The 19,625-nt window shown below is 41.6% G+C and carries 14 protein-coding genes; all 14 read right to left on the bottom strand.

Features of this window, described 5'->3' with window-relative positions:
- Nucleotides 1–111 precede the first annotated feature (111 nt).
- Nucleotides 112–2,013 (bottom strand): DNA mismatch repair endonuclease MutL, encoded by a 1,902-nt coding sequence (gene mutL, locus NSQ11_RS08600; protein ID WP_035392004.1) that lies wholly within the window; start codon nucleotides 2,011–2,013, stop codon nucleotides 112–114.
- 22 nt (nucleotides 2,014–2,035) lie between these two features.
- Nucleotides 2,036–4,612 carry a DNA mismatch repair protein MutS gene (gene mutS, locus NSQ11_RS08595; RefSeq protein ID WP_076821692.1) on the bottom strand — a complete coding sequence of 859 codons (2,577 nt, stop codon included), beginning with the start codon at nucleotides 4,610–4,612 and terminating at the stop codon, nucleotides 2,036–2,038.
- Nucleotides 4,613–4,736: 124 nt separating this feature from the next.
- On the bottom strand, nucleotides 4,737–5,282 hold the full coding sequence (cotE, locus tag NSQ11_RS08590) for an outer spore coat protein CotE (protein ID WP_007499466.1): 546 nt from the start codon (nucleotides 5,280–5,282) through the stop codon (nucleotides 4,737–4,739).
- Nucleotides 5,283–5,530: 248 nt separating this feature from the next.
- Nucleotides 5,531–5,965, bottom strand: a complete 435-nt coding sequence (locus tag NSQ11_RS08585) for a RicAFT regulatory complex protein RicA family protein (RefSeq protein WP_008344661.1) — start codon at nucleotides 5,963–5,965, stop codon at nucleotides 5,531–5,533.
- Between the two features lies 1 nt (nucleotide 5,966).
- A complete protein-coding gene (gene miaB / locus NSQ11_RS08580; protein WP_007499471.1) occupies nucleotides 5,967–7,493 on the bottom strand; it encodes a tRNA (N6-isopentenyl adenosine(37)-C2)-methylthiotransferase MiaB in 1,527 nt (508 codons plus the stop codon).
- A gap of 157 nt (nucleotides 7,494–7,650) precedes the next feature.
- A complete protein-coding gene (locus NSQ11_RS08575) occupies nucleotides 7,651–8,832 on the bottom strand; it encodes a glycine C-acetyltransferase (RefSeq protein ID WP_116306873.1) in 1,182 nt (393 codons plus the stop codon).
- Nucleotides 8,829–9,893, bottom strand: coding sequence for an L-threonine 3-dehydrogenase (tdh, locus tag NSQ11_RS08570; protein ID WP_048002214.1), 1,065 nt, complete (start codon nucleotides 9,891–9,893; stop codon nucleotides 8,829–8,831). The genes NSQ11_RS08575 and tdh overlap by 4 nt, the downstream gene beginning before the upstream one ends.
- 177 nt (nucleotides 9,894–10,070) lie before the next feature.
- Nucleotides 10,071–13,115 (bottom strand): efflux RND transporter permease subunit, encoded by a 3,045-nt coding sequence (locus tag NSQ11_RS08565; RefSeq protein ID WP_048002213.1) that lies wholly within the window; start codon nucleotides 13,113–13,115, stop codon nucleotides 10,071–10,073.
- A 203-nt stretch (nucleotides 13,116–13,318) separates the two neighbouring features.
- Nucleotides 13,319–13,579, bottom strand: coding sequence for a stage V sporulation protein SpoVS (spoVS, locus tag NSQ11_RS08560; protein ID WP_003211281.1), 261 nt, complete (start codon nucleotides 13,577–13,579; stop codon nucleotides 13,319–13,321).
- Between the two features lie 202 nt (nucleotides 13,580–13,781).
- A complete protein-coding gene (locus tag NSQ11_RS08555; protein WP_019744184.1) occupies nucleotides 13,782–14,576 on the bottom strand; it encodes a TIGR00282 family metallophosphoesterase in 795 nt (264 codons plus the stop codon).
- Between the two features lie 89 nt (nucleotides 14,577–14,665).
- Nucleotides 14,666–16,228 (bottom strand): ribonuclease Y, encoded by a 1,563-nt coding sequence (rny, locus tag NSQ11_RS08550; protein ID WP_003211958.1) that lies wholly within the window; start codon nucleotides 16,226–16,228, stop codon nucleotides 14,666–14,668.
- 300 nt (nucleotides 16,229–16,528) lie between these two features.
- On the bottom strand, nucleotides 16,529–17,572 hold the full coding sequence (recA, locus tag NSQ11_RS08545) for a recombinase RecA (protein WP_007499478.1): 1,044 nt from the start codon (nucleotides 17,570–17,572) through the stop codon (nucleotides 16,529–16,531).
- Between the two features lie 177 nt (nucleotides 17,573–17,749).
- The gene (locus tag NSQ11_RS08540; protein WP_007499480.1) at nucleotides 17,750–19,000 is read right to left on the bottom strand and encodes a competence/damage-inducible protein A; all 1,251 of its coding nucleotides are present in this window, start codon (nucleotides 18,998–19,000) and stop codon (nucleotides 17,750–17,752) included.
- Between the two features lie 16 nt (nucleotides 19,001–19,016).
- The gene (pgsA, locus tag NSQ11_RS08535) at nucleotides 19,017–19,598 is read right to left on the bottom strand and encodes a CDP-diacylglycerol--glycerol-3-phosphate 3-phosphatidyltransferase (RefSeq protein WP_008344688.1); all 582 of its coding nucleotides are present in this window, start codon (nucleotides 19,596–19,598) and stop codon (nucleotides 19,017–19,019) included.
- Between the last annotated feature and the right edge of the window lie 27 nt (nucleotides 19,599–19,625).

Here is a 19,625-nt window from a genome sequence, read left to right as displayed (position 1 = left end):
TTACAACATGACAGCGGGTGTTTATCTTCACATCACAAAAACACGAACCAAACTATCGGATTGAAAAATTAATTGGTGGGCAAACCGATTCACCCACCAGCTAAAATCCTGCTACATCACCCGTTTAAACATCTTTTCCATTTCATAAGTGGAATGATGAATCATAATCGGCCGGCCATGCGGACATGTAAATGGGTCTTGTGTTTGGCGGAGTTCATCTAATAAGGCTTTGATTTCATCGTGACGCAAATGACGATTTGCTTTAATCGAGCCTTTACAGCTCATCATGATCGCCGCTTCTTCTCTCAGTTTCTTGATATCCACACGCTTTTCATCAAGTACTTGCTGAATGATTTCTTCGATGAGTTCAGCCTCTTCTCCTTTAGGAAACCACTGCGGATGCGATCGAACGATATAGCTGCCTGATCCGAATGGCTCTAAGAAGACCCCTACTTTTGCTAAAATATCGATATGCTCTTCAATAATCAACATATCGTTTTTTGAGTAGTGAAAGGTTAATGGAACAAGCATTTCTTGCACTTCCTGTTCAATGTCTCCTACCTTTTCACGAAAGTACTCATACTTGATTCGCTCTTGGGCAGCGTGCTGATCGATGATGTAAAGACCGCGTTCATTTTGAGCCAAAATATACGTTCCGTGCATTTGTCCAATCGGATACATCACAGGGACACGTTCACTTTCAGCCTGATGCTGGGCTGCACTGTCTTCCAGTATCACTTCATCATGTTGTTCATGCGAAGCTGCAGATTCCTCTACATATACATGGTCAAACTTTTCTTCAGACGATGCTGGTAAAGTCGCTTCCGTACTTTCCGGTTCACGCATCCCGTATGTGTCGTTCTGACTGGTCTCGTATACAGCCGATTCAAGCGAGTCCAGCTCATAGGAAACAGGTGTTTCCATTCGGCTTTTCATTGTTTGTTTAGAATCAAAAGATAAAGATTGCTGCTCATTTTTCACTGCTGGCATTGGTGCTTTTTTTGGCACTGAAGCACTTGGAATAAGCTGCTGCTTTTGAAAGACGTCCTTAATCCCTTGTTTGATCAATTCATGAAGTTCCTGCTCTTTACTTAGTCTGACTTCAAGTTTAGAAGGATGTACGTTCACATCGACTAAAATGGGGTCCATCTTCATCTCAATAAATGTAATCGGATGGCGTCCGATCGGAAGCAGTGTATGGTATCCTTCATGAATGGCTTTTACCAGCGGGAAATGCTTGACGTATCTGCCATTGACAACAGAAGACATATAATTACGTGATGCCCTTGTCACTTCTGGTAAGGAAATATAGCCTTTTACTTCAAAATCAAGTGATTGTACATGTAGTGGCAGCATTTTTTTGGCCACTGCCGTTCCATAAATGGCCGCAAGCACATGCCGCACATCTCCGTTTCCATTTGTTTGAAGCAGCACTTTTCCTTGATGTCGCAAACGAATCGACACTTCTGGATGAGCAAGTGCAATTCGGTTCACAACATCAGAAATGTTGCCAAGCTCCGTATGAACAGTTTTCATGTATTTTAGACGGGCTGGCGTATTATAAAATAAATTGGTGACCACAATTTCGGTGCCGCGACGGCCAGAGGTTTTTTTCTCCGAAATGATTTTCCCGCCTTGGAGAGCTAAGTGTGTTCCAGCACCTTCACCGGTACTTGTCTTCATTTCTAAGTGAGAGACAGAGGCAATACTTGGCAGCGCCTCCCCCCTGAAACCGAGCGTCCTGACACGAAACAGATCATTTTCATCTTTGATTTTACTCGTCGCATGACGCTGAAAGGCGAGCTTACAATCTTCAGCATCGATTCCCACCCCATTATCAATAATTCTAATAGAAGAAAGTCCTGCTTCTTCTACATCGATTTCAATGACAGTACTACTAGCATCGATCGCATTTTCCACGAGCTCCTTCACAACAGAAGCCGGGCGTTCGACCACTTCACCAGCTGCAATTTTATTTGATAGGTCATCGGATAACTGAATAATCTTTGCCATTTCTTGCTCACCTCACCTTACATTATAATTTCTTTTGCAATTCATATAGCTTTGTCATCGCTTCAAGCGGTGTCATATCCATTAAATTAAATGACTTCAATTCTTCGATCACTGCTTGATCTTTGTTTTTCAGCACAGGTTTTGTTTGCGGTTTTTCTTCCACTTCAAAGAAAGAAAGCTGCTGTTTTTCCTCAGCCATTTCTTTTTTCGGGGCTTTAGAGACGCGCGGAATCACTTCATGTGATCCGCTCTCAAGCTCCGTTAAGATGGTCTGGGCTCGATCAATGATCGCATCAGGCAGTTCAGCAAGCTGCGCTACATGGATGCCGTAGCTTTTATCCGCTGCACCTTCTTTGATTTGATGTAAGAAAACAACTGTTCCTTCATGCTCTTCAGCTCGCACGTGGACATTTTTCAGTTCGCTTAATTGGGATTCCAGTACCGTCAGTTCATGATAATGAGTGGAGAAAAGGGTTTTGGCACCAATATGATCATGCACAAATTCAATGATTGCCTGTGCAAGAGCCATTCCATCATAAGTGCTTGTCCCGCGTCCAATTTCATCAAATAAAATCAAGCTGTTCTTTGTCGCATGTACCATCGCATTTTTTGCTTCGAGCATCTCTACCATAAAAGTACTTTGACCAGAAATCAAATCATCTGCCGCCCCAATACGTGTAAAGATTTGATCAAAAATCGGAAGGGTTGCCTTTGATGCTGGCACAAAACAGCCAATTTGCGCAAGAATCGATATCAATGCCATTTGTCTCATATATGTGCTTTTCCCTGACATATTCGGACCAGTAATGAGCAAGGTTTGTCTCCCTTTGCCCATTTGGCAGTCATTCGGCACATACTCTTGATGATCCATCACTTTTTCAACAACAGGATGACGACCATCAATGACTTCCACTTCATCTGATGAAAATTCAGGGCGAACATAACGCCGTTTTTCACTCACAGTGGCAAAGCATTGCAGCGCATCAAGCTCACTCATTTGTTTTGCGAGCAACTGTAATCTAGGAATATAGGCTTTTACTTGTTCCCGAAGCGCAGAAAATAGTTCATATTCCAATTCACTAATATTTGATTCCGCCTCAAGAATAAGGGCTTCTTTTTCTTTCAATTCAGGTGTAATATACCGCTCTGCATTGGCAAGGGTTTGTTTTCTTTCATAACGGCCTTCTTCTAATAAATGCGTATTTGCACGGGTCACTTCGATATAGTAGCCAAACACTTTATTAAAGCCGACTTTCAACGATCGAATGCCTGTATATTCTCTTTCTTGCTGTTCAAGACGAGCGATCCAGTCTTTCCCGTTTCGGCTCGCATCACGATATTCATCTAATTTTGCATTGTAGCCGTCTTTAATCAAATTGCCTTCTTTTAACGTCATCGGCGGATTCTCATAAAGAGCATCTTCTAATAAATTAAGTAAATCACCGCATGGGTCAATGTCATTTGCTCTAGATTTCGCCATTTCCTCCGGGAGAGAATGGACAAGCTCTTTAATAGCCGGCACTTGCTTGAGAGATTCTTTCAATTGAATAAGATCACGAGCATTCACATTTCCAAATGCCACACGGCCTGCTAGACGTTCAAGATCATACACTTGCTTTAAACGTTCTCGCAGATCCTCTCGCTCAAAGAAATGTTCCATCAGAATTTGCACCATTTCCTGGCGTTCTTTGATTTGTGAAAGGCGGATGAGCGGACGATCGATCCATTGCTTGAGCAGTCTTCCGCCCATTGCCGTTTTTGTTTCATCTAATAGCCATAATAAAGAACCCTTCTTGCTTTTTGAACGGATGGTTTCTGTTAATTCAAGGTTTCGCTTTGAGTAAAGATCAATTTTCATCGTTTGTTCAAGCTGAAACACTTGAACTTGCTGAAGATGATCAAGACTCCTTTTTTGCGTTCTTCTTAAGTATGCATAGAGTGTTAAAAATGCTCTTTTCAGATGTTCGTCAAGATGAGCAACGAGTCGTTCAGCTTCATCTATTAATTCAGCGCGATCTTCGTATGAGATGGTCGCTTGGCAGCGTTCCTTCAGGGTTTTCACCGTTTCTTCATCGAGCTGCTTTGATACCACAATCTCTTTTGCACCGACAGAATAAATTTCAGACACAACTTCATCTAACCGTTCAATGAAAGCCGCCATGTTTTCACCTGTTGATAAATCGGAAAGCGCAAGACCGTAGCCATTTTGAAAGCTGGAAACAGACGCGATAAAGTTATTTTCGTTTTCATTCAGTCCTTTGCCATCCATGACCGTACCTGGTGTAATCAGTTGAACGACCTCTCTTTTGACCACACCTTTTGCCGTTTTAGGGTCTTCCACCTGCTCACAAATGGCGACTTTATAGCCTTTTTCAATCAGTTGTTCTATGTATGCAGACGCAGAATGATATGGAACACCACACATTGGAATCGTGCCGCCATCCCTGCTCGTTAACGTAATTTCTAATTCTTGTGCTGCTTCTTTTGCATCATCAAAAAACATTTCATAAAAATCGCCTAAGCGAAAAAATAAAAAGGCATCTTGGTAATCTGCCTTGATCTTTAAATATTGCTGTATCATGGGCGTATAACTTGCCATATTTCTAATCCCTCACTATATTACTTTCGAATTCATACCATCTTTCATTATAGCATAAAAATTCACCTTTTTTCCTTAGATCAAGGCACAAAAAAACTAGGGGGATATGCGCCCTAGTCATCAATTACTCTTCTGGATCACCCGCGAGGAATTCTGGATGAATATCTTCTAATTCCTCATCCACTTCTTCTTCCCATTCGTGATCATCTTTTTCTTTCCAGCTTGAATTGACTTCTACAACAATTTTGGTTTCCCCTACTACTTCAGCAATGAATTCACGCTCTGCTTGAACGACAATTTTATTGCCATTTGGAGAAATGGTGACTTCTAAGCAATTGGGCTGCTGTAAGACTTTCGCAATCACTTCGTGCTCATCATCAAGGAAGTTTTTATCTTTATATCTCAGTTTGATGATATCTACATATTTTACACGTTCTGTGACCACTTCGGTTTTCGTGTTGTCTGCGTAAGAATACCACACGTTAATATCAAATGTACCTTCAATCTCAACTGTTTTACCGACTTTTTCAGCATCGTACTTATGATTAATGATCCAACCGCCTAGGATGCTGGTTGGTTTTTGCGATGGAGAAATGGTGTGTGTGCTTTGGGTAAATTTCCTCCCTTTTGCGACCACCGCTTTTGTAATAATTTCTCTGTATTCAGACATTCCGGCATGCCTCCTTGTTCTTGATCGTTTTATCTTATGCTGGGCATTCGTCTAGTGTGTCACGATTTTGAGTCTCATGTTCAATTAAATTCATTTCTGTTTCAGTGTATGCATGGTCGCCCATAAACTTGCCTTGAAAATTGGAAAAGTTGGAGAATGAGAGATTGGGGTTGATGGAAGCTGAAGGAGAAAGAAGGTATGCAATTCTTACATCAGAAAACAAAAAAACCCGCATCTGCGGGGTTTTCTCATTTAATGGAGCAACTTGGGGATGAGTTTTTCACTTTTGAACCGGTTTCTCCTAATAAGAGGTCACCGCCGGTTGAAAGAATGATTTCATCCGTTACTTGATTAGAAATCGTGTGCGCTACAAGCTGAAGCAGGGAATTAACCTCTGTTTGTGATTCTTTGAATTCTTGAATCACTGGGATCTCATCCAGTTCTTCTTGCAGGGCATCAATTTTTTCTTCCACTTGTTTTAAGGCTTCATGTTTGCCATAATGCTTTAAATTCACAGCTTGCTTTTGAAGCGCCTTAATTTGATTAATGATCGCTGCAATTTTTGTATTTTCATTGATTTGCGCTTCTGCTTTTTTGAAGAAATCAACTTCTTCTGTTTCAGAAATCATTTTCGCGAGCTCTCTTGCGCGCTCGACAATCTCTTTCTTTGAATAAAGCGTCATTTTAATTCACCTCGATAGCTTCTCCAACCATTTCTCCGTCAAGAGACCAAGTTTTGGCTTGTGTGATTTTCACTTTGACGATGTTGCCAATCGCTTCTTTTGGTGCTTTAAAATTCACAAGCTTGCTTTTACTTGTATATCCGGCTAGGATCTCAGGGTTGTTTTTACTTTCACCCTCTACTAATACTTCGACAGTCTGCCCTTCATATTCCTTCATTTTTTTCGCAGAAATTTCATTTACGAGTGCATTCAGGCGCTGCAGACGTTCTTTTTTTACACGCATTGGCACGTTGTCTTTCATATTGGCTGCTGGTGTTCCTTCTCTTGGAGAGTAAATGAACGTATAAGCCGCATCAAACTCAACCTCACGATAGAGGGAAAGCGTCTCTTCAAACTGCTCATCTGTTTCATTTGGGAACCCAACGATAATGTCCGTTGTTAATGAAGCATTTGGCATTGCCTCTTTGATTTTGCGCACTAGGTCAAGGTAACGTTCACGGTCGTATTTTCTTGCCATGAGTTTCAGCACAGAAGAACTTCCTGATTGAACCGGCAAATGAATATGATCGAGAAGGTTTCCGCCTTTGGCAAGCACTTCAATTAAGTGATCATCAAAGTCACGCGGGTGGCTTGTTGTAAAACGGATACGTGGAATATCGATTTTACGCAGCTCATCCATTAGGTGACCAAGACCATATTCCATGTCTTCAAAATCTTTTCCATACGCATTCACGTTTTGACCAAGAAGGGTAATTTCTTTATATCCTTCTGCTGCTAAGCGTCTGACCTCTTGAATAATTTCATCCGGACGGCGGCTTCTTTCCTTACCGCGCGTGTAAGGGACGATACAGTATGTACAGAATTTATCACAGCCGTACATAATATTCACCCAGCCCTTAATTTTTCCTTGGCGGGCTCTCGGAAGATTTTCAATCACATCGCCTTCTTTAGACCAAACCTCAATGACCATTTCTTTTGAAAGGTAGCATTCAGATAATAGCTCTGGCAGGCGGTGAATGTTGTGGGTACCGAAAATCAAGTCAACAAATGGGTGTTTCTTTAAAATACGGTTAACGACCGATTCTTCTTGCGACATGCATCCGCAGACGCCTAAGATTAAATCTGGCTTTTCACGCTTTAATGCTTTTAAATGACCAAGCTCTCCAAACACTTTGTTTTCTGCATTCTCACGAATGGCACAAGTGTTTAATAAGATGACATTCGCATCTTCAGTCGAATTTGTTGGTTCATAACCAAGCGCCATAAAAATACCAGCCATCACTTCTGTGTCATGCTCATTCATTTGACAGCCATATGTGCGAATATAAAACTTGCGGCCGTTTCCTAACCCTTGAAAACGCTCGTCAATTTGAAATTGATTGTATTCGACTTCTTCTTTACCCCGTTTTTTTGCATCTTTTAAGGAAGGCGGAATGTACACAGCTTCAAAATACTGGCTGTAGTCCTTCTCGGATTTTTTGTCCGATGAACTTACTTGTCCGCTCGCTTTTCTCTGCTCTTCATTCATGAATTTGTACTCCTTTCAAACCAAGCTCCACCCTACAGTATAGACTATTTTGTCGTGAAATGAAAATAAATTCATATGTGTTTTTTCTATGAAAAATGTCTATCATCTGGACAGTCATCAATACTCTTGATCAAAAGAAAAGAGAGCCTCAGCTCTCTCAATCAAGTATATTCAGTTTTTTTGCTTCTTCTTCGATGATTGTCAGTGCACGGTCAAGCTCTTCTTTTGTGTGCTCTGCTGTGATGATGGCTCTAATTCTCGCTTTTCCTTTCGCTACAGTTGGAAAAGCAATGCCTTGAGCGAAAACGCCGCGCTCGATTAATGCTTTTGAAAAACGGAAAGTGAGTGCCTCGTCTCCAATCATCATCGGAATAATAGGCGTTTCTGTTGGTGCCACCTCAAATCCAAGACCGATGACTTTTTCTTTAAAATAGGCCGCGTTCTCCCAAAGTGTTTCAATGCGCTCCGGTTCGTCTAACAACACTTCAATGGCTTCTTCACAGGCTCTTGTGACAGCCGGCGGATGTGAGGTGCTGAATAAAAACGGTCTTGCTTTATGCTTTAAATAGTCGATTAAAACGGCAGAACCAGCGACGTAACCGCCTAGCACACCAACTGCCTTACTAAGTGTGCCAACCTGAATATGCACTCTGCCGTCAAGTTGAAAATGATTCACTGTTCCGCGGCCATTTTCACCAAGTACTCCAGACGCATGGGCATCGTCTACCATCACAAAGGCATCATATGCTTCTGCAAGTCTTACAATCTCAGGAAGCGGTGCAATATCTCCATCCATTGAGAACACACCATCTGTCACGATAAGACGGACGCGGTAATTCATCGATTTCTTTAATATTTTCTCAAGCTCTTCCATATTAGAATGAGCATATACTTTTTTATCTGCCTTTGTTAAGCGAATCCCATCGATGATTGAGGCATGGTTCAGCTCATCTGAAATGACAATATCATCTTTTGTGAGAATACTGGATAAGACCCCTTGGTTGGTCGTAAAGCCTGATTGGAATACGAGGGCTGCCTCTGTCTTTTTAAAAGCTGCGAGCTTTTTTTCAAGCCGTTCATGCATTGTCATCGTTCCAGCAATGGTTCGTACAGATCCTGTTCCAGCACCGAATTCATCAATCGCCTCTTTTGCCGCTTTCATCAGCCTTGGATGTGAGGTGAGACCTAAGTAGTTATTTGAAGAGAGTTGTATGACGGATTGTTCATTTAATGTCACCGTGGATGATTGTTTGGAATCGATTTCTTTCAGTGTTTGATGGGTGCCTTGCTGCTTCATTGTGCCCAATTCATCTTGTAAATACGTAAATTCTTTCATCATTTCGTCCCCCTTTGATATGATGGCATGATCAGTACGACCTTCCCGCACGTACCATTTCTCATGAGTTCAAATCCCTTTTCAAAATCTTCAAATGGCAGCGTATGGGTGACAACCGGCTGTACATCAATGGTATTCGTTCTTAAAAGTTCAGATACTTGACGCCACGTCTCAAACATTTTTCTCCCCGTGATCCCTTGCACGGTTAATCCCCTAAAAACAATTTGATTCGTAATGTCAATGGTTACCGGCCGCTCTGGCAAACTTAGTATATTCACTTTCCCTCCATTTGCACAAGCTTCGAGTGCTTGATTAATCGCAACGGGATGTCCTGACATCTCACACATCACGTCTGCCCCTTCCATCCGCGTGAGCTGCTTGATCATGGCAACAGGATCATCTTTTCCGATATCCACGATATGATCTGCACCCATTTTACGGGCAAGATCCAGTCTGTATTCATTTTTATCAACAGCGAACACTTGGACAGCCCCGGAGGCTTTTGCAACCGCAATCGCCATTAAACCAATGGGCCCACAGCCAAAAACCGCCACTGACTTTCCTGAAACAGGTGTATGCAGAACTGTATGAACAGCATTTCCAAGCGGTTCTTGAATAGATGCAAGTTCCACTGGCATTTGAGCTGGATTATGCCACACATTTTGTTCTGGTACTTTGACATATTCAGCAAAACAGCCATCAATGTCGACCCCTAAAATTTTCGTTTCGCTGCACAAATGCTGCTGACCCGTTAAACACATATAACACTGATTACAGACAATATGCGTCTCAGCCGATACAAAATCCCCTACTTTTGCTCGTGAGACTTGGTTCCCCGTTTTGACAACTTCCCCTGTGAATTCATGACCAAAAATGTACGGTGCTTTGACTCTCCCCTTCGCCCAATCATCCCAATTATAAATATGCACATCCGTTCCGCATATCGATGTAGCCTTTACTTGGATAAGCACTTCATGATCCCTTATTTCTGGAATTGGCATTTCCATCATCGTCGCTCCGTAAGCGCTTTCTTTTTTAACAATCGCTTTCATCGTTCCACACATGACGTACAACCCCTTTGTTAAAAAACTTCTCCCAATCCGATCTTATCATGTCTTATTTTAGACGTAAATACCGATGTCTTTCAGGAGAAGACAAATGAACACTCCACATATTTTTTTAGATATTTTTCTAAAAAAAAAAGCAAATCTCCTTTTATTCGGAGATTTGCTTTTAAGTTGTCAGCGTTTTTTTGAAACGGCCACATATAAAGCCGGCACAATCAGTAGTGTCAGAATCGTTGAGAAAAAGACACCTGATACGATGCAGATCGCTAGCGGCTTAAAGAGTGGGTCATTACTTAAAGCAACGGGCATAAGAGCGACAAGTGCTGTAAATGCTGTCAGCAAAATAGGTCTAATCCTTGCTCTCCCCGCTTCAATCACAGCTGCCTGTTGATCGAGACCTTGCTTGCGCCGCTGTTCAATAAATTCAAACAAAACGACCGCATTTCGGACAACAATACCTGCCAATGATACAATCCCCATTGTGGCCATAAAGCTAAACGGCGTTTGAGTGACAAATAGTCCAATAATGGCGCCGGATATCGCTAAGTAAACCGTTCCAAGAACTAAAAGCGGAAGCATGAGTGAATTGAACTGGAAAGCGATGGTCACATAAATGAGCAGCAAAACTACCCCAAATAAGAGACTAATTTCAATAAAGAATTGGGTTTGATCTTCATTTTCTCCGCCCTGAGAAATGGTCAAATTCTTCGCTGCATCGCTTTTCCCAACTTCATTTACGACTTCTGTCATATCCTCTTTAAACGTATCTGATGTACCAGGATATGCCTTTAACGTGATCGTCGGCATCCCGTTTTCATGCGGAATGCTTTCAAATTGCTCTGTTTCTTTTTCTTTTACGTATCGGCTAAGCGGCTCAAGTTGAGGCATGCCACCCTCATTTGCACTCACAGGCACCTTGATGTCTTTTAGCTTCAGTCCGTTTTGATGTGTCCCCATGTCCTGTTTCACTACGAGGTCGATGTCATCTGTTCCTTGTTTAAAAGTGCCTAATGGAATTCCTTCTGTGACAAGGCCAAGCTGTCTGCTGACAAACTGAGCAGTGAGCCCATCCTCTGCCATTCGGTCACGATTTAATTCAAATGAGATGGTTTTCACCGGTTGATTGACATCGTCTGTGATCAGACTTGCTCCGCTTTCTTTCATTTCTTTTGTGAGCTTCTCTTTCACATCTACGAGCTTTGAAAATTGTTCTCCTGCAATGGTTACGGTCACAGGCGCTCCAGTTGGCGGACCTTGAACAATGGTTTTCATAAAGATATCAGCATCTTTATATTTCTTTCGCAATGGCTCTGTCATACGATCGATCAATGCTTTGCTTGTCATCTGATTATTGTCTACTCTGACAACAATCTGACCAGTATGATCACTTGCGTTTGAAATGCTTTCATTAAACAAGTTCGGCACACCGCCGCCTGCAAAAATGGCCGTCTCTTCAATGCCTTTTTGCTGTTTGATCTCTTGTTCTATTTTCTCTAATGTGTCATTTGTTTTATCTAAGGTTGTTTCACTTGGAAGTGTCACAGTGACAACAACTTCTTTCTTATTCGCCGCAGGGAAAAACTCAAATGGTGTGGCGAAAATAAGCAAAAAGGCAAGTGTGGCAACGAGCAAACCACTTAATCCAATGAGAAGTGGCCGCTTCACGATGTTTGTCAGTACTCGATCTGCATAAAAATCAGCTAATCTTTTTAATGGTTTGCCTAAAAAGCCCGGTTCCTTTTGAATCTTCTTGTTCTTTCTTTTTCGGTTTGCTGTATATTGATACACTGGCACAAGTGTCAATGAAATAACCATTGACGCAAGTACAGTTGTGACTAGAACAGACGGTAACGCTCGAATAAATGAACCGTTCGCACCAGAAAGGAAAACAAGCGGCAAGAAGGCAAAGACAACTGCCAGTGTTGACGTTAAAATGGATCCAGCCACTTCTTTTACACCTGCAATTGTTCCTTTAAGCGGACTTTCGTATTTTTTCATCTGCCTTAAAATATTATCGTTGACGACAATGGCGTCATCTACAAGTATCCCTAGCGCAATGATAAAGCCAATAATTGAAATTTGATTAAGGTCCACTTGTAAAAACGGCAGCGGGATGGTTCCGATCGTTATGGATAGCGGAATCGCAAGTGAAACGATAAACGCACCACCAATGGTTAGACCAAGTGTGGTGACGACAATGACGGCGATGACGGCCACGATCGCTTCTTTGATTAAATCGTTAAAAATGGCATCTACTTCACTTTTTTGTGAATAGTAGTCTATCCAATCCACACCATTTGGCAGCTCTTTCTCTTTTTCAATGACCGCACTGACTTTGTCATACATTTTAGGAATATCCAGTCCTGGCTTGATATTGACTGTAAATGAATAGGCTGGCTTTCCGTTATATGAAACGATATCACTTTTCTCTTTTTCTACTTCTTTTAAACGACCAAGCTGACCGATTGTAACAGGCTCTCGGCTCATTTTTGAGAAGATCTCAATCTTTTTGATTTGATCTAAACGATCATAGGCATCAATGGACAGCTTGACCTTTTCTCCAGCTGCCTGGACGTCACCTAGAGGGGATGTGTCAAATTCTTGATTGATGGCATTTGTGACATCAGTCACGTTTAACCCGTTATCCTCCAGTTTACTTGAATCCAAGTTCAATATTGCTTGTTTGTCATTGAACCCTTTGATGACGACTCCATCAACACCTTTGATGTCCTCCACTTTTTCTTTTAACGCACGCAGCGATTCCTGACTTTTTGCTAAATCAGATGAGTTACTTGCTACAATCATATAAGAACCAACTGGCACGTTGCCAAACTCATCCTTTACATCTGGCTCCATCACACCATCTGGAAAAGAAGAGGCGGCATTTGTGGTTTCACTCTTGATTTGACTTGCCACCTTTTGAAAATCGGCTTGATCATCAATTTCAAGCACAATATTTGAGAAACCAATAGCAGAAACAGAGCTTGTCTTCTCTACACCATTGATATCAGAAATGGCCGACTCAAGCTTATTGGTGACATCACTTTCTACCTGTTTTGCATCTGCACCAGGGAAAACAGTCGAAATGGTTACAATATTCGCTTGAAACTCTGGCAGTTCTCGTTTAGGAAGCTGTGTAAACAAATAACCTCCAGCAATGAGAACGATAAAAAATAAAATAAAAACAAGCTTTCCTCTTTTTAAAAAAGCTTCAACCATTATTTCACCTACTTAAATATTTATTTTTGATGAAGTATTTTCAACTTAATCTTAATTTATCATCATGGTGAAAAAATGCAAGCTCTAATATGTCATTTTCTATCTATTTTGTGAAAGAAATATGTTATATGAGAAATGTATAGCGGTAAACAAAAACAACCTGCTTACATGATGTAAGCAGGTTGAAAATAATAAAATTAGAATTATCGTGGTTCAACAATCAGTTTGATTGCTGTTCTTTCTTCTCCATCGATAAGAATGTCAGTAAAGGCTGGAATGCATATCAAATCCACTCCGCTAGGCGCAACAAATCCCCTTGCAATGGCGACAGCCTTGACCGCCTGATTCAGTGCTCCAGCGCCGATAGCCTGTATTTCCGCTGCACCGCGTTCACGTAAAACGCCGGCTAATGCTCCTGCTACTGAATTTGGATTTGACTTTGCTGAAACTTTTAAAATTTCCATTTTTGCTCCCCCTTAAATTTACAATGGATAAGTGAGTGTTCATTAGAACAATCTTTGTTAGATGTTGCTATTTTTTTGAAAATCCATCCCCAAAATGTTTTTCAAAAATAGCAGGCTACCTACCATTTTTACTATATTCACGATAGAGGGCGCATATTCCTTCTTTCTGATTAATATTTTTCTGAAATAAATATGTGAATATTTATTCAAAGAAAATATGGTCATCATTTATCAAAATTCGATCAATTTTGACAGCTTTTTTCGACGGTTCGTCAATTTCTACGATCACTGCACTTAATGTCGTGCGGCCTTCTGCAATTTCAAAACGGACAGGAAGGCTCGTTTTAAATCGTTTAATAATCGTTTCCCGATCAACACCTAAAATGCCGTCATAAGGACCAGTCATGCCAACATCCGAAATATAAGCAGTTCCTTTTGGCAAGACGCGGTTATCTGCTGTTTGAACATGTGTATGTGTTCCAACGACACATGATGCACGGCCATCTGTATACCAACCCATTGCTTGCTTTTCACTTGTGGCTTCGCCATGAAAATCAATAAAAATAAACGGTGTACGTTTTGAAGCTTCTGCTATTAGCTCATCTACTTTTTGAAATGGGCAGTCAATCGGAGGTAAAAATGTGCGGCCTTGCAAGTTGATGACAGCTAGTTCTTTACCTTGTTTTTTAATAAAAGTGAGCCCTTTCCCTGGTGTACCTTGCGGGAAGTTTGCCGGACGAACAATATGGGGTGCATCATCGATGAAATCGAAGATGTCTCTTTTATCCCATGTATGGTTCCCCATCGTGAGCACATCAGCCCCAGCTTGAAGCAGCTCATGATAGATTTTTTCAGTAAGACCTTTCCCATGAGCCGCATTTTCTCCATTGACAATCGTAAAGTGTGGCTGATATTTTTTCTTTAGCTTTGGCAAGTATTCTTTCAGTGTATCTCTGCCAGGTGAACCAACGATATCTCCAACAAATAATATTTTCATACGTTTTGAACCCTTTCTCTTATAAAATGATCTTCTTATCAGTGTTGCATATTTACACAAAAAAATAAAGCGGCGCTAAGCGCACCGCTCTATTTTGCATACTCTACTGCGCGAGTTTCTCGAATAACTGTCACTTTAATGTGACCAGGGTAATCGAGCTCGTCCTCAATCCGCTTACGAATATCCCTTGCTAGACGGTGAGCTTCAAGATCATTAATTGAATCTGGCTTCACCATAATACGCACTTCACGTCCAGCTTGTATCGCAAACGATTTTTCAACACCTTCATAAGATTCAGAGATGTCTTCTAATTTCTCAAGTCTCCGAATGTAATTTTCAAGCGTCTCACTTCTTGCACCAGGGCGTGCTGCAGATAATGCATCGGCTGCCGCAACAAGAACAGCGATAATAGATGTCGGTTCTTGGTCACCATGGTGAGATGCAATACTGTTGATGACAACAGGATGCTCTTTATATTTCGTCGCAAGCTCAACGCCAATTTCCACGTGGCTTCCTTCTACTTCATGATCAATGGCTTTTCCAATGTCATGCAGAAGACCTGCTCGTTTTGCAAGCTTTGCATCTTCTCCAAGCTCTGAAGCCATGAGACCTGCAAGATGTGCAACCTCAATTGAATGCTTCAGGACATTTTGTCCATAACTAGTACGGAATTTTAAGCGACCGAGAATTTTGATGAGATCCGGATGTAAACCGTGAACTCCGACTTCAAATGTCGTTTGCTCACCCATCTCGCGGATATAATCATCGACTTCACGGCGTGATTTTTCCACCATTTCTTCAATTCGTGCAGGATGAATACGTCCATCCTGGACTAGCTTGTCCAGAGCTATCCTCGCTGTTTCACGTCTTATCGGATCAAAGCCCGATAAGATGACAGCTTCAGGTGTATCATCAATGATCAGGTCAATACCTGTTAACGTTTCTAACGTACGGATATTTCGTCCTTCACGTCCGATAATACGACCTTTCATCTCATCATTTGGAAGATTGACTACAGATACCGTTGTTTCAGCTACATGATCAGCTGCACAACGCTGTAACGCAAGTGAAAGAATGTTTTTCGCTTTTTTATCAGCCTCTTCTTTCGCCCGGTTTTCAGATTCTTTCGTCATGACTGCAATGTCGTGGGAAAGCTCATTTTCAACTTGATCCAGAATGATTTGTTTCGCTTCATCTCGAGTTAGACTAGAAATACGCTCCAACTCAGCTTTCTGCAAACGAATCATATCATCCACTTTGCTTTCCATCTCTTCAATATGTTGTTGTCGTTCATTCAGAGAATGATCTCTCTTCTCCAACAGGGACTCCCGTTTATCTAAAGATTCGTCCTTGCGATCAAGGTTTTCCTCTTTTTGAAGTAAACGGTTTTCTTGTCTTTGAAGCTCATTACGTCTTTCACGAACTTCTTGCTCCGCCTCTACACGAAACGAATGAATTTCATCTTTCGCTTCTAAGAGCGCTTCTTTCTTCAATGCTTCCGCATCACGCTTTGCATCCTCAACAATTTGTTCGGCCATGTTTCTTGCGCCGGATATTTTTGCTTCTGCAATGGTTTTACGAACAAAGTAGCCAACAACTAAACAGATTAGGCTCAGCAAAATGGAGATGATCGTAAACATCGTAGGCGACATATTTTCACCTCCTCTTGCTATGAACTTGGTTTTACAAATAAAGTGTCGGCATGTACATTGTTTTGTGTCTCAACATACAGGGCCTTCACAGGGAATGAGATCCTCACTGCCCTTGTCAAGTTTAAATTAGTTATCAATCATGTTAAGAAAAACAAGTGATACATTCCCATTGTAATTGTGTCGGAAATACTTGTCAAGCTAGTCAGACTAAGGCGTAAGTCGTTATTTCAAGCAAAGACAGAACTTTTGACCCGCTAGCTGTTATGTAATTGTAAAAAAAAGACGCTTTTCAGCGTCTTTTTAGTCATTCAATTCCAATTCTTCTTGTCCTTCTTCGTCAGTTGATTTCACTCCGTTTGTATCCAAACCGTAGTGCTCCCTAATCTGCTCCTGAATCATAAGAAGAATGTCTTTATTCTCTTTTAGGAATTGCTTCGCATTTTCACGTCCTTGTCCAAGACGTTCCTCTTGATAAGAATACCAAGCCCCGCTCTTTTGTACGATATCTAGTTCGCTTCCAAGGTCGATGATTTCTCCCTCTTTCGAGATACCTTCACCGTACATAATGTCTACTTCGGCAATACGGAATGGCGGTGCCACTTTGTTTTTCACAACTTTAATTCTCGTTTTGTTCCCCATAATGTCGTTCCCTTGTTTCAACTGTTCAGCACGGCGTACTTCTAAACGAACAGATGAATAGAACTTAAGTGCACGTCCACCAGGCGTTGTTTCAGGATTACCAAACATAACCCCTACTTTTTCACGAATTTGGTTAATAAAGATCGCAATTGTTTTTGATTTGTTGATAGCACCAGATAGTTTACGAAGTGCTTGAGACATCAAACGTGCTTGAAGACCAACGTGTGAATCTCCCATGTCTCCTTCGATCTCTGCTTTTGGTACAAGAGCAGCTACTGAGTCAATGACAACAATATCAACTGCACCACTACGAACAAGTGCTTCTGCAATTTCAAGTGCTTGTTCTCCTGTATCCGGCTGAGAAAGCAATAACTCATCAATGTTGACACCTAATTTTTGAGCGTAAACTGGATCTAGCGCATGCTCCGCATCGATAAATGCAGCTTGTCCTCCCTGCTGCTGAACCTCAGCAATCGCATGAAGTGCTACTGTCGTTTTACCAGAACTCTCTGGACCATATACTTCAATAATACGGCCGCGAGGGTATCCACCTATTCCAAGCGCAGTATCAAGTGCTAACGAACCACTAGGTACTGTTGAAATACGTGTATCTGTTTGCTCTCCTAGTTTCATAATAGAGCCTTTACCAAACTGTTTTTCTATTTGTTTAAGAGCCATATCTAAGGCTGCTTGACGATCACTCATTCTATTGTTTCCTCCTTTATCAATTCCACTATCTATACTATACCTTGTTTTACGTCATTTGCCAAGAAAAAAACGAACACATATTCGATTTTTTCTTGGCAGATTATTTAAGAAAAGAGCTGTTTCTATTAGAAAAAACGCTCTTTTATAAAGGAGTAAACCTCATAAAAAACAAAATTAACTTTCTTTTAATAATTTGAGAAGGTGGTGCAAACCATATTTCACAGCACGCTTGCGAATGCCTGATCGACTGCCAGTAAACATCCATTCAAACACGTCTGTCTGATCTTTTGTCGATAGCCCGATAAATACTTTTCCAACCGGCTGTCCTTCGTGTGGTTCAGGACCTGCCACACCTGTAAAGCTAATACCGATATCGCTTCCCGTCAGTTTTCTAACGCCTTCTGCGAGCTCTAACGCACACTCTTTGCTAACAGCACCATGAGAAGACAATGTTTCTTCACGGCAGCCCAGCACTTGCTGCTTGACTTGATTTGTGTAACAAACCACACTGCCGTTTAAAATGGATGATGCCCCTTCGAGATCTGTCAGCCACTCTGAAAACATACCACCAGTCAGGCTTTCAGCCGCTGCTACTGTTTTCCCGTGTTCATGCAAGGCCTTTGAAGCTTCAAAGGCCAGAGATGTATCACCATATCCGTAGAAGTACTCGCCGACCCGTTCTAAAATTTGTGCTTCTGTTTCTTTTAACAGACGCTCTGTTTCTTTTTCATCCTCATGCTTGGCTGTCAGCCTTAGCGTCACTTCCCCGTCAGCTGCAAGCGGTGCAATCGTTGGATTGGTCTGTGCATCAATTAAATCTTCAAGATCTGTTTCCAGTTGAGATTCACCGATGCCAAAGAAACGCAAGACTACAGACACGATTTTTTCCTTTAGGCCAAGTTTTTCAGAAATAAGCGGCTTCGCTTCGTTTTCAAACATCGGGTGCAATTCACTTGGCGGTCCAGGGAGCAGAATGTAAAACGTATCTCCCTCTTGTATAAACATGCCAGGTGCCATTCCGAAACGGTTTACGAGCACATCAGATCCCTCTAGAACGAGCGCCTGTTTACGGTTGTTCGGCGACATATCACGTCCGGTTTTACGGAAGTATTCTTGAATAGACTCAAATGCTTCTTCATTTAGCACAAGCTCTTTACCGAGCGTACTCGCAATGGTTTCTTTTGTTAAATCGTCTTTCGTTGGTCCAAGACCCCCTGAGAAGATAATAAAATTTGATCTTTCCTGTGCCACTTGAATGGCCCTTTTTAAACGCTCTGGATTGTCACCAACAGCTGTGTGGTAATAAACATTCACACCAATTTCAGCTAGTTGTTTGCTGATGAATTGTGCATTCGTATTCGTAATTTGCCCTAGCAAAAGTTCGGAACCGACTGCAATAATTTCTGCTTTTCTCTCTGACTTCAAAGCGTACACGTCCTTTTTAGTTAGAATTCTTTAAGGCTTCCCAGTTTTTCGCAAAGTAATCCCAGCCTGAGACAACAGTGAAGAACACCGCTACCCACATAGCAAGATCACCAAATGGGAATGATACAAGTTCAAACGGCAGGTTATGCAAAAGAAGTGCCGAAATCGCAATGATTTGCGCCCACGTCTTCACTTTTCCAAGCATATTGGCTGCGACCACTTCACCGCCTCCAGCTAAGACAAGCCTTAGACCTGTTACAGCAAATTCACGGCTAATGATTACAATTGCCATCCATGCCGGTGTGAGATTGTATTGAACAAGTATAATTAAAGCCGCTGAAACAAGCAATTTATCTGCAAGCGGATCTAAAAACTTACCAAAGTTTGTGACTAAATTGAGCTTACGTGCATAGTAACCATCAATCCAATCGGTTGTCGAAGCGACAATAAACAAGATCGCTCCAACAAGGTGAGTGACTTCGATGCTGACGTCACCAAAGCGCGCAACACCCCAATCTAATGGAGCAAGCATAATCAACATAAACACAGGAATCAAGGCGATCCTAGAAAGAGTAATTTTATTCGGTAAGTTAAACATGAATTCCAATCCTCCAATAAGGCATTT

The organism is Bacillus sp. FSL W7-1582, assembly GCF_038593325.1.
GTDB lineage: Bacteria > Bacillota > Bacilli > Bacillales > Bacillaceae > Bacillus > Bacillus altitudinis.
The sequence above is the reverse complement of the archived record's forward strand: the minus strand, read 5'-3'. Positions and strand labels throughout refer to the sequence as shown.

Coding starts and splice junctions, on each gene's coding strand:
- mutL (WP_035392004.1), bottom strand. CDS start 2,013: ATGGCAAAGATTATTCAGTTATCCGATGACCTATCAAATAAAATTGCA.
- mutS (WP_076821692.1), bottom strand. CDS start 4,612: ATGGCAAGTTATACGCCCATGATACAGCAATATTTAAAGATCAAGGCA.
- cotE (WP_007499466.1), bottom strand. CDS start 5,282: ATGTCTGAATACAGAGAAATTATTACAAAAGCGGTGGTCGCAAAAGGG.
- NSQ11_RS08585 (WP_008344661.1), bottom strand. CDS start 5,965: ATGACGCTTTATTCAAAGAAAGAGATTGTCGAGCGCGCAAGAGAGCTC.
- miaB (WP_007499471.1), bottom strand. CDS start 7,493: ATGAATGAAGAGCAGAGAAAAGCGAGCGGACAAGTAAGTTCATCGGAC.
- NSQ11_RS08575 (WP_116306873.1), bottom strand. CDS start 8,832: ATGATGAAAGAATTTACGTATTTACAAGATGAATTGGGCACAATGAAG.
- tdh (WP_048002214.1), bottom strand. CDS start 9,893: ATGTGTGGAACGATGAAAGCGATTGTTAAAAAAGAAAGCGCTTACGGA.
- NSQ11_RS08565 (WP_048002213.1), bottom strand. CDS start 13,115: ATGGTTGAAGCTTTTTTAAAAAGAGGAAAGCTTGTTTTTATTTTATTT.
- spoVS (WP_003211281.1), bottom strand. CDS start 13,579: ATGGAAATTTTAAAAGTTTCAGCAAAGTCAAATCCAAATTCAGTAGCA.
- NSQ11_RS08555 (WP_019744184.1), bottom strand. CDS start 14,576: ATGAAAATATTATTTGTTGGAGATATCGTTGGTTCACCTGGCAGAGAT.
- rny (WP_003211958.1), bottom strand. CDS start 16,228: ATGTCGCCTACGATGTTTACGATCATCTCCATTTTGCTGAGCCTAATC.
- recA (WP_007499478.1), bottom strand. CDS start 17,572: ATGAGTGATCGTCAAGCAGCCTTAGATATGGCTCTTAAACAAATAGAA.
- pgsA (WP_008344688.1), bottom strand. CDS start 19,598: ATGTTTAACTTACCGAATAAAATTACTCTTTCTAGGATCGCCTTGATT.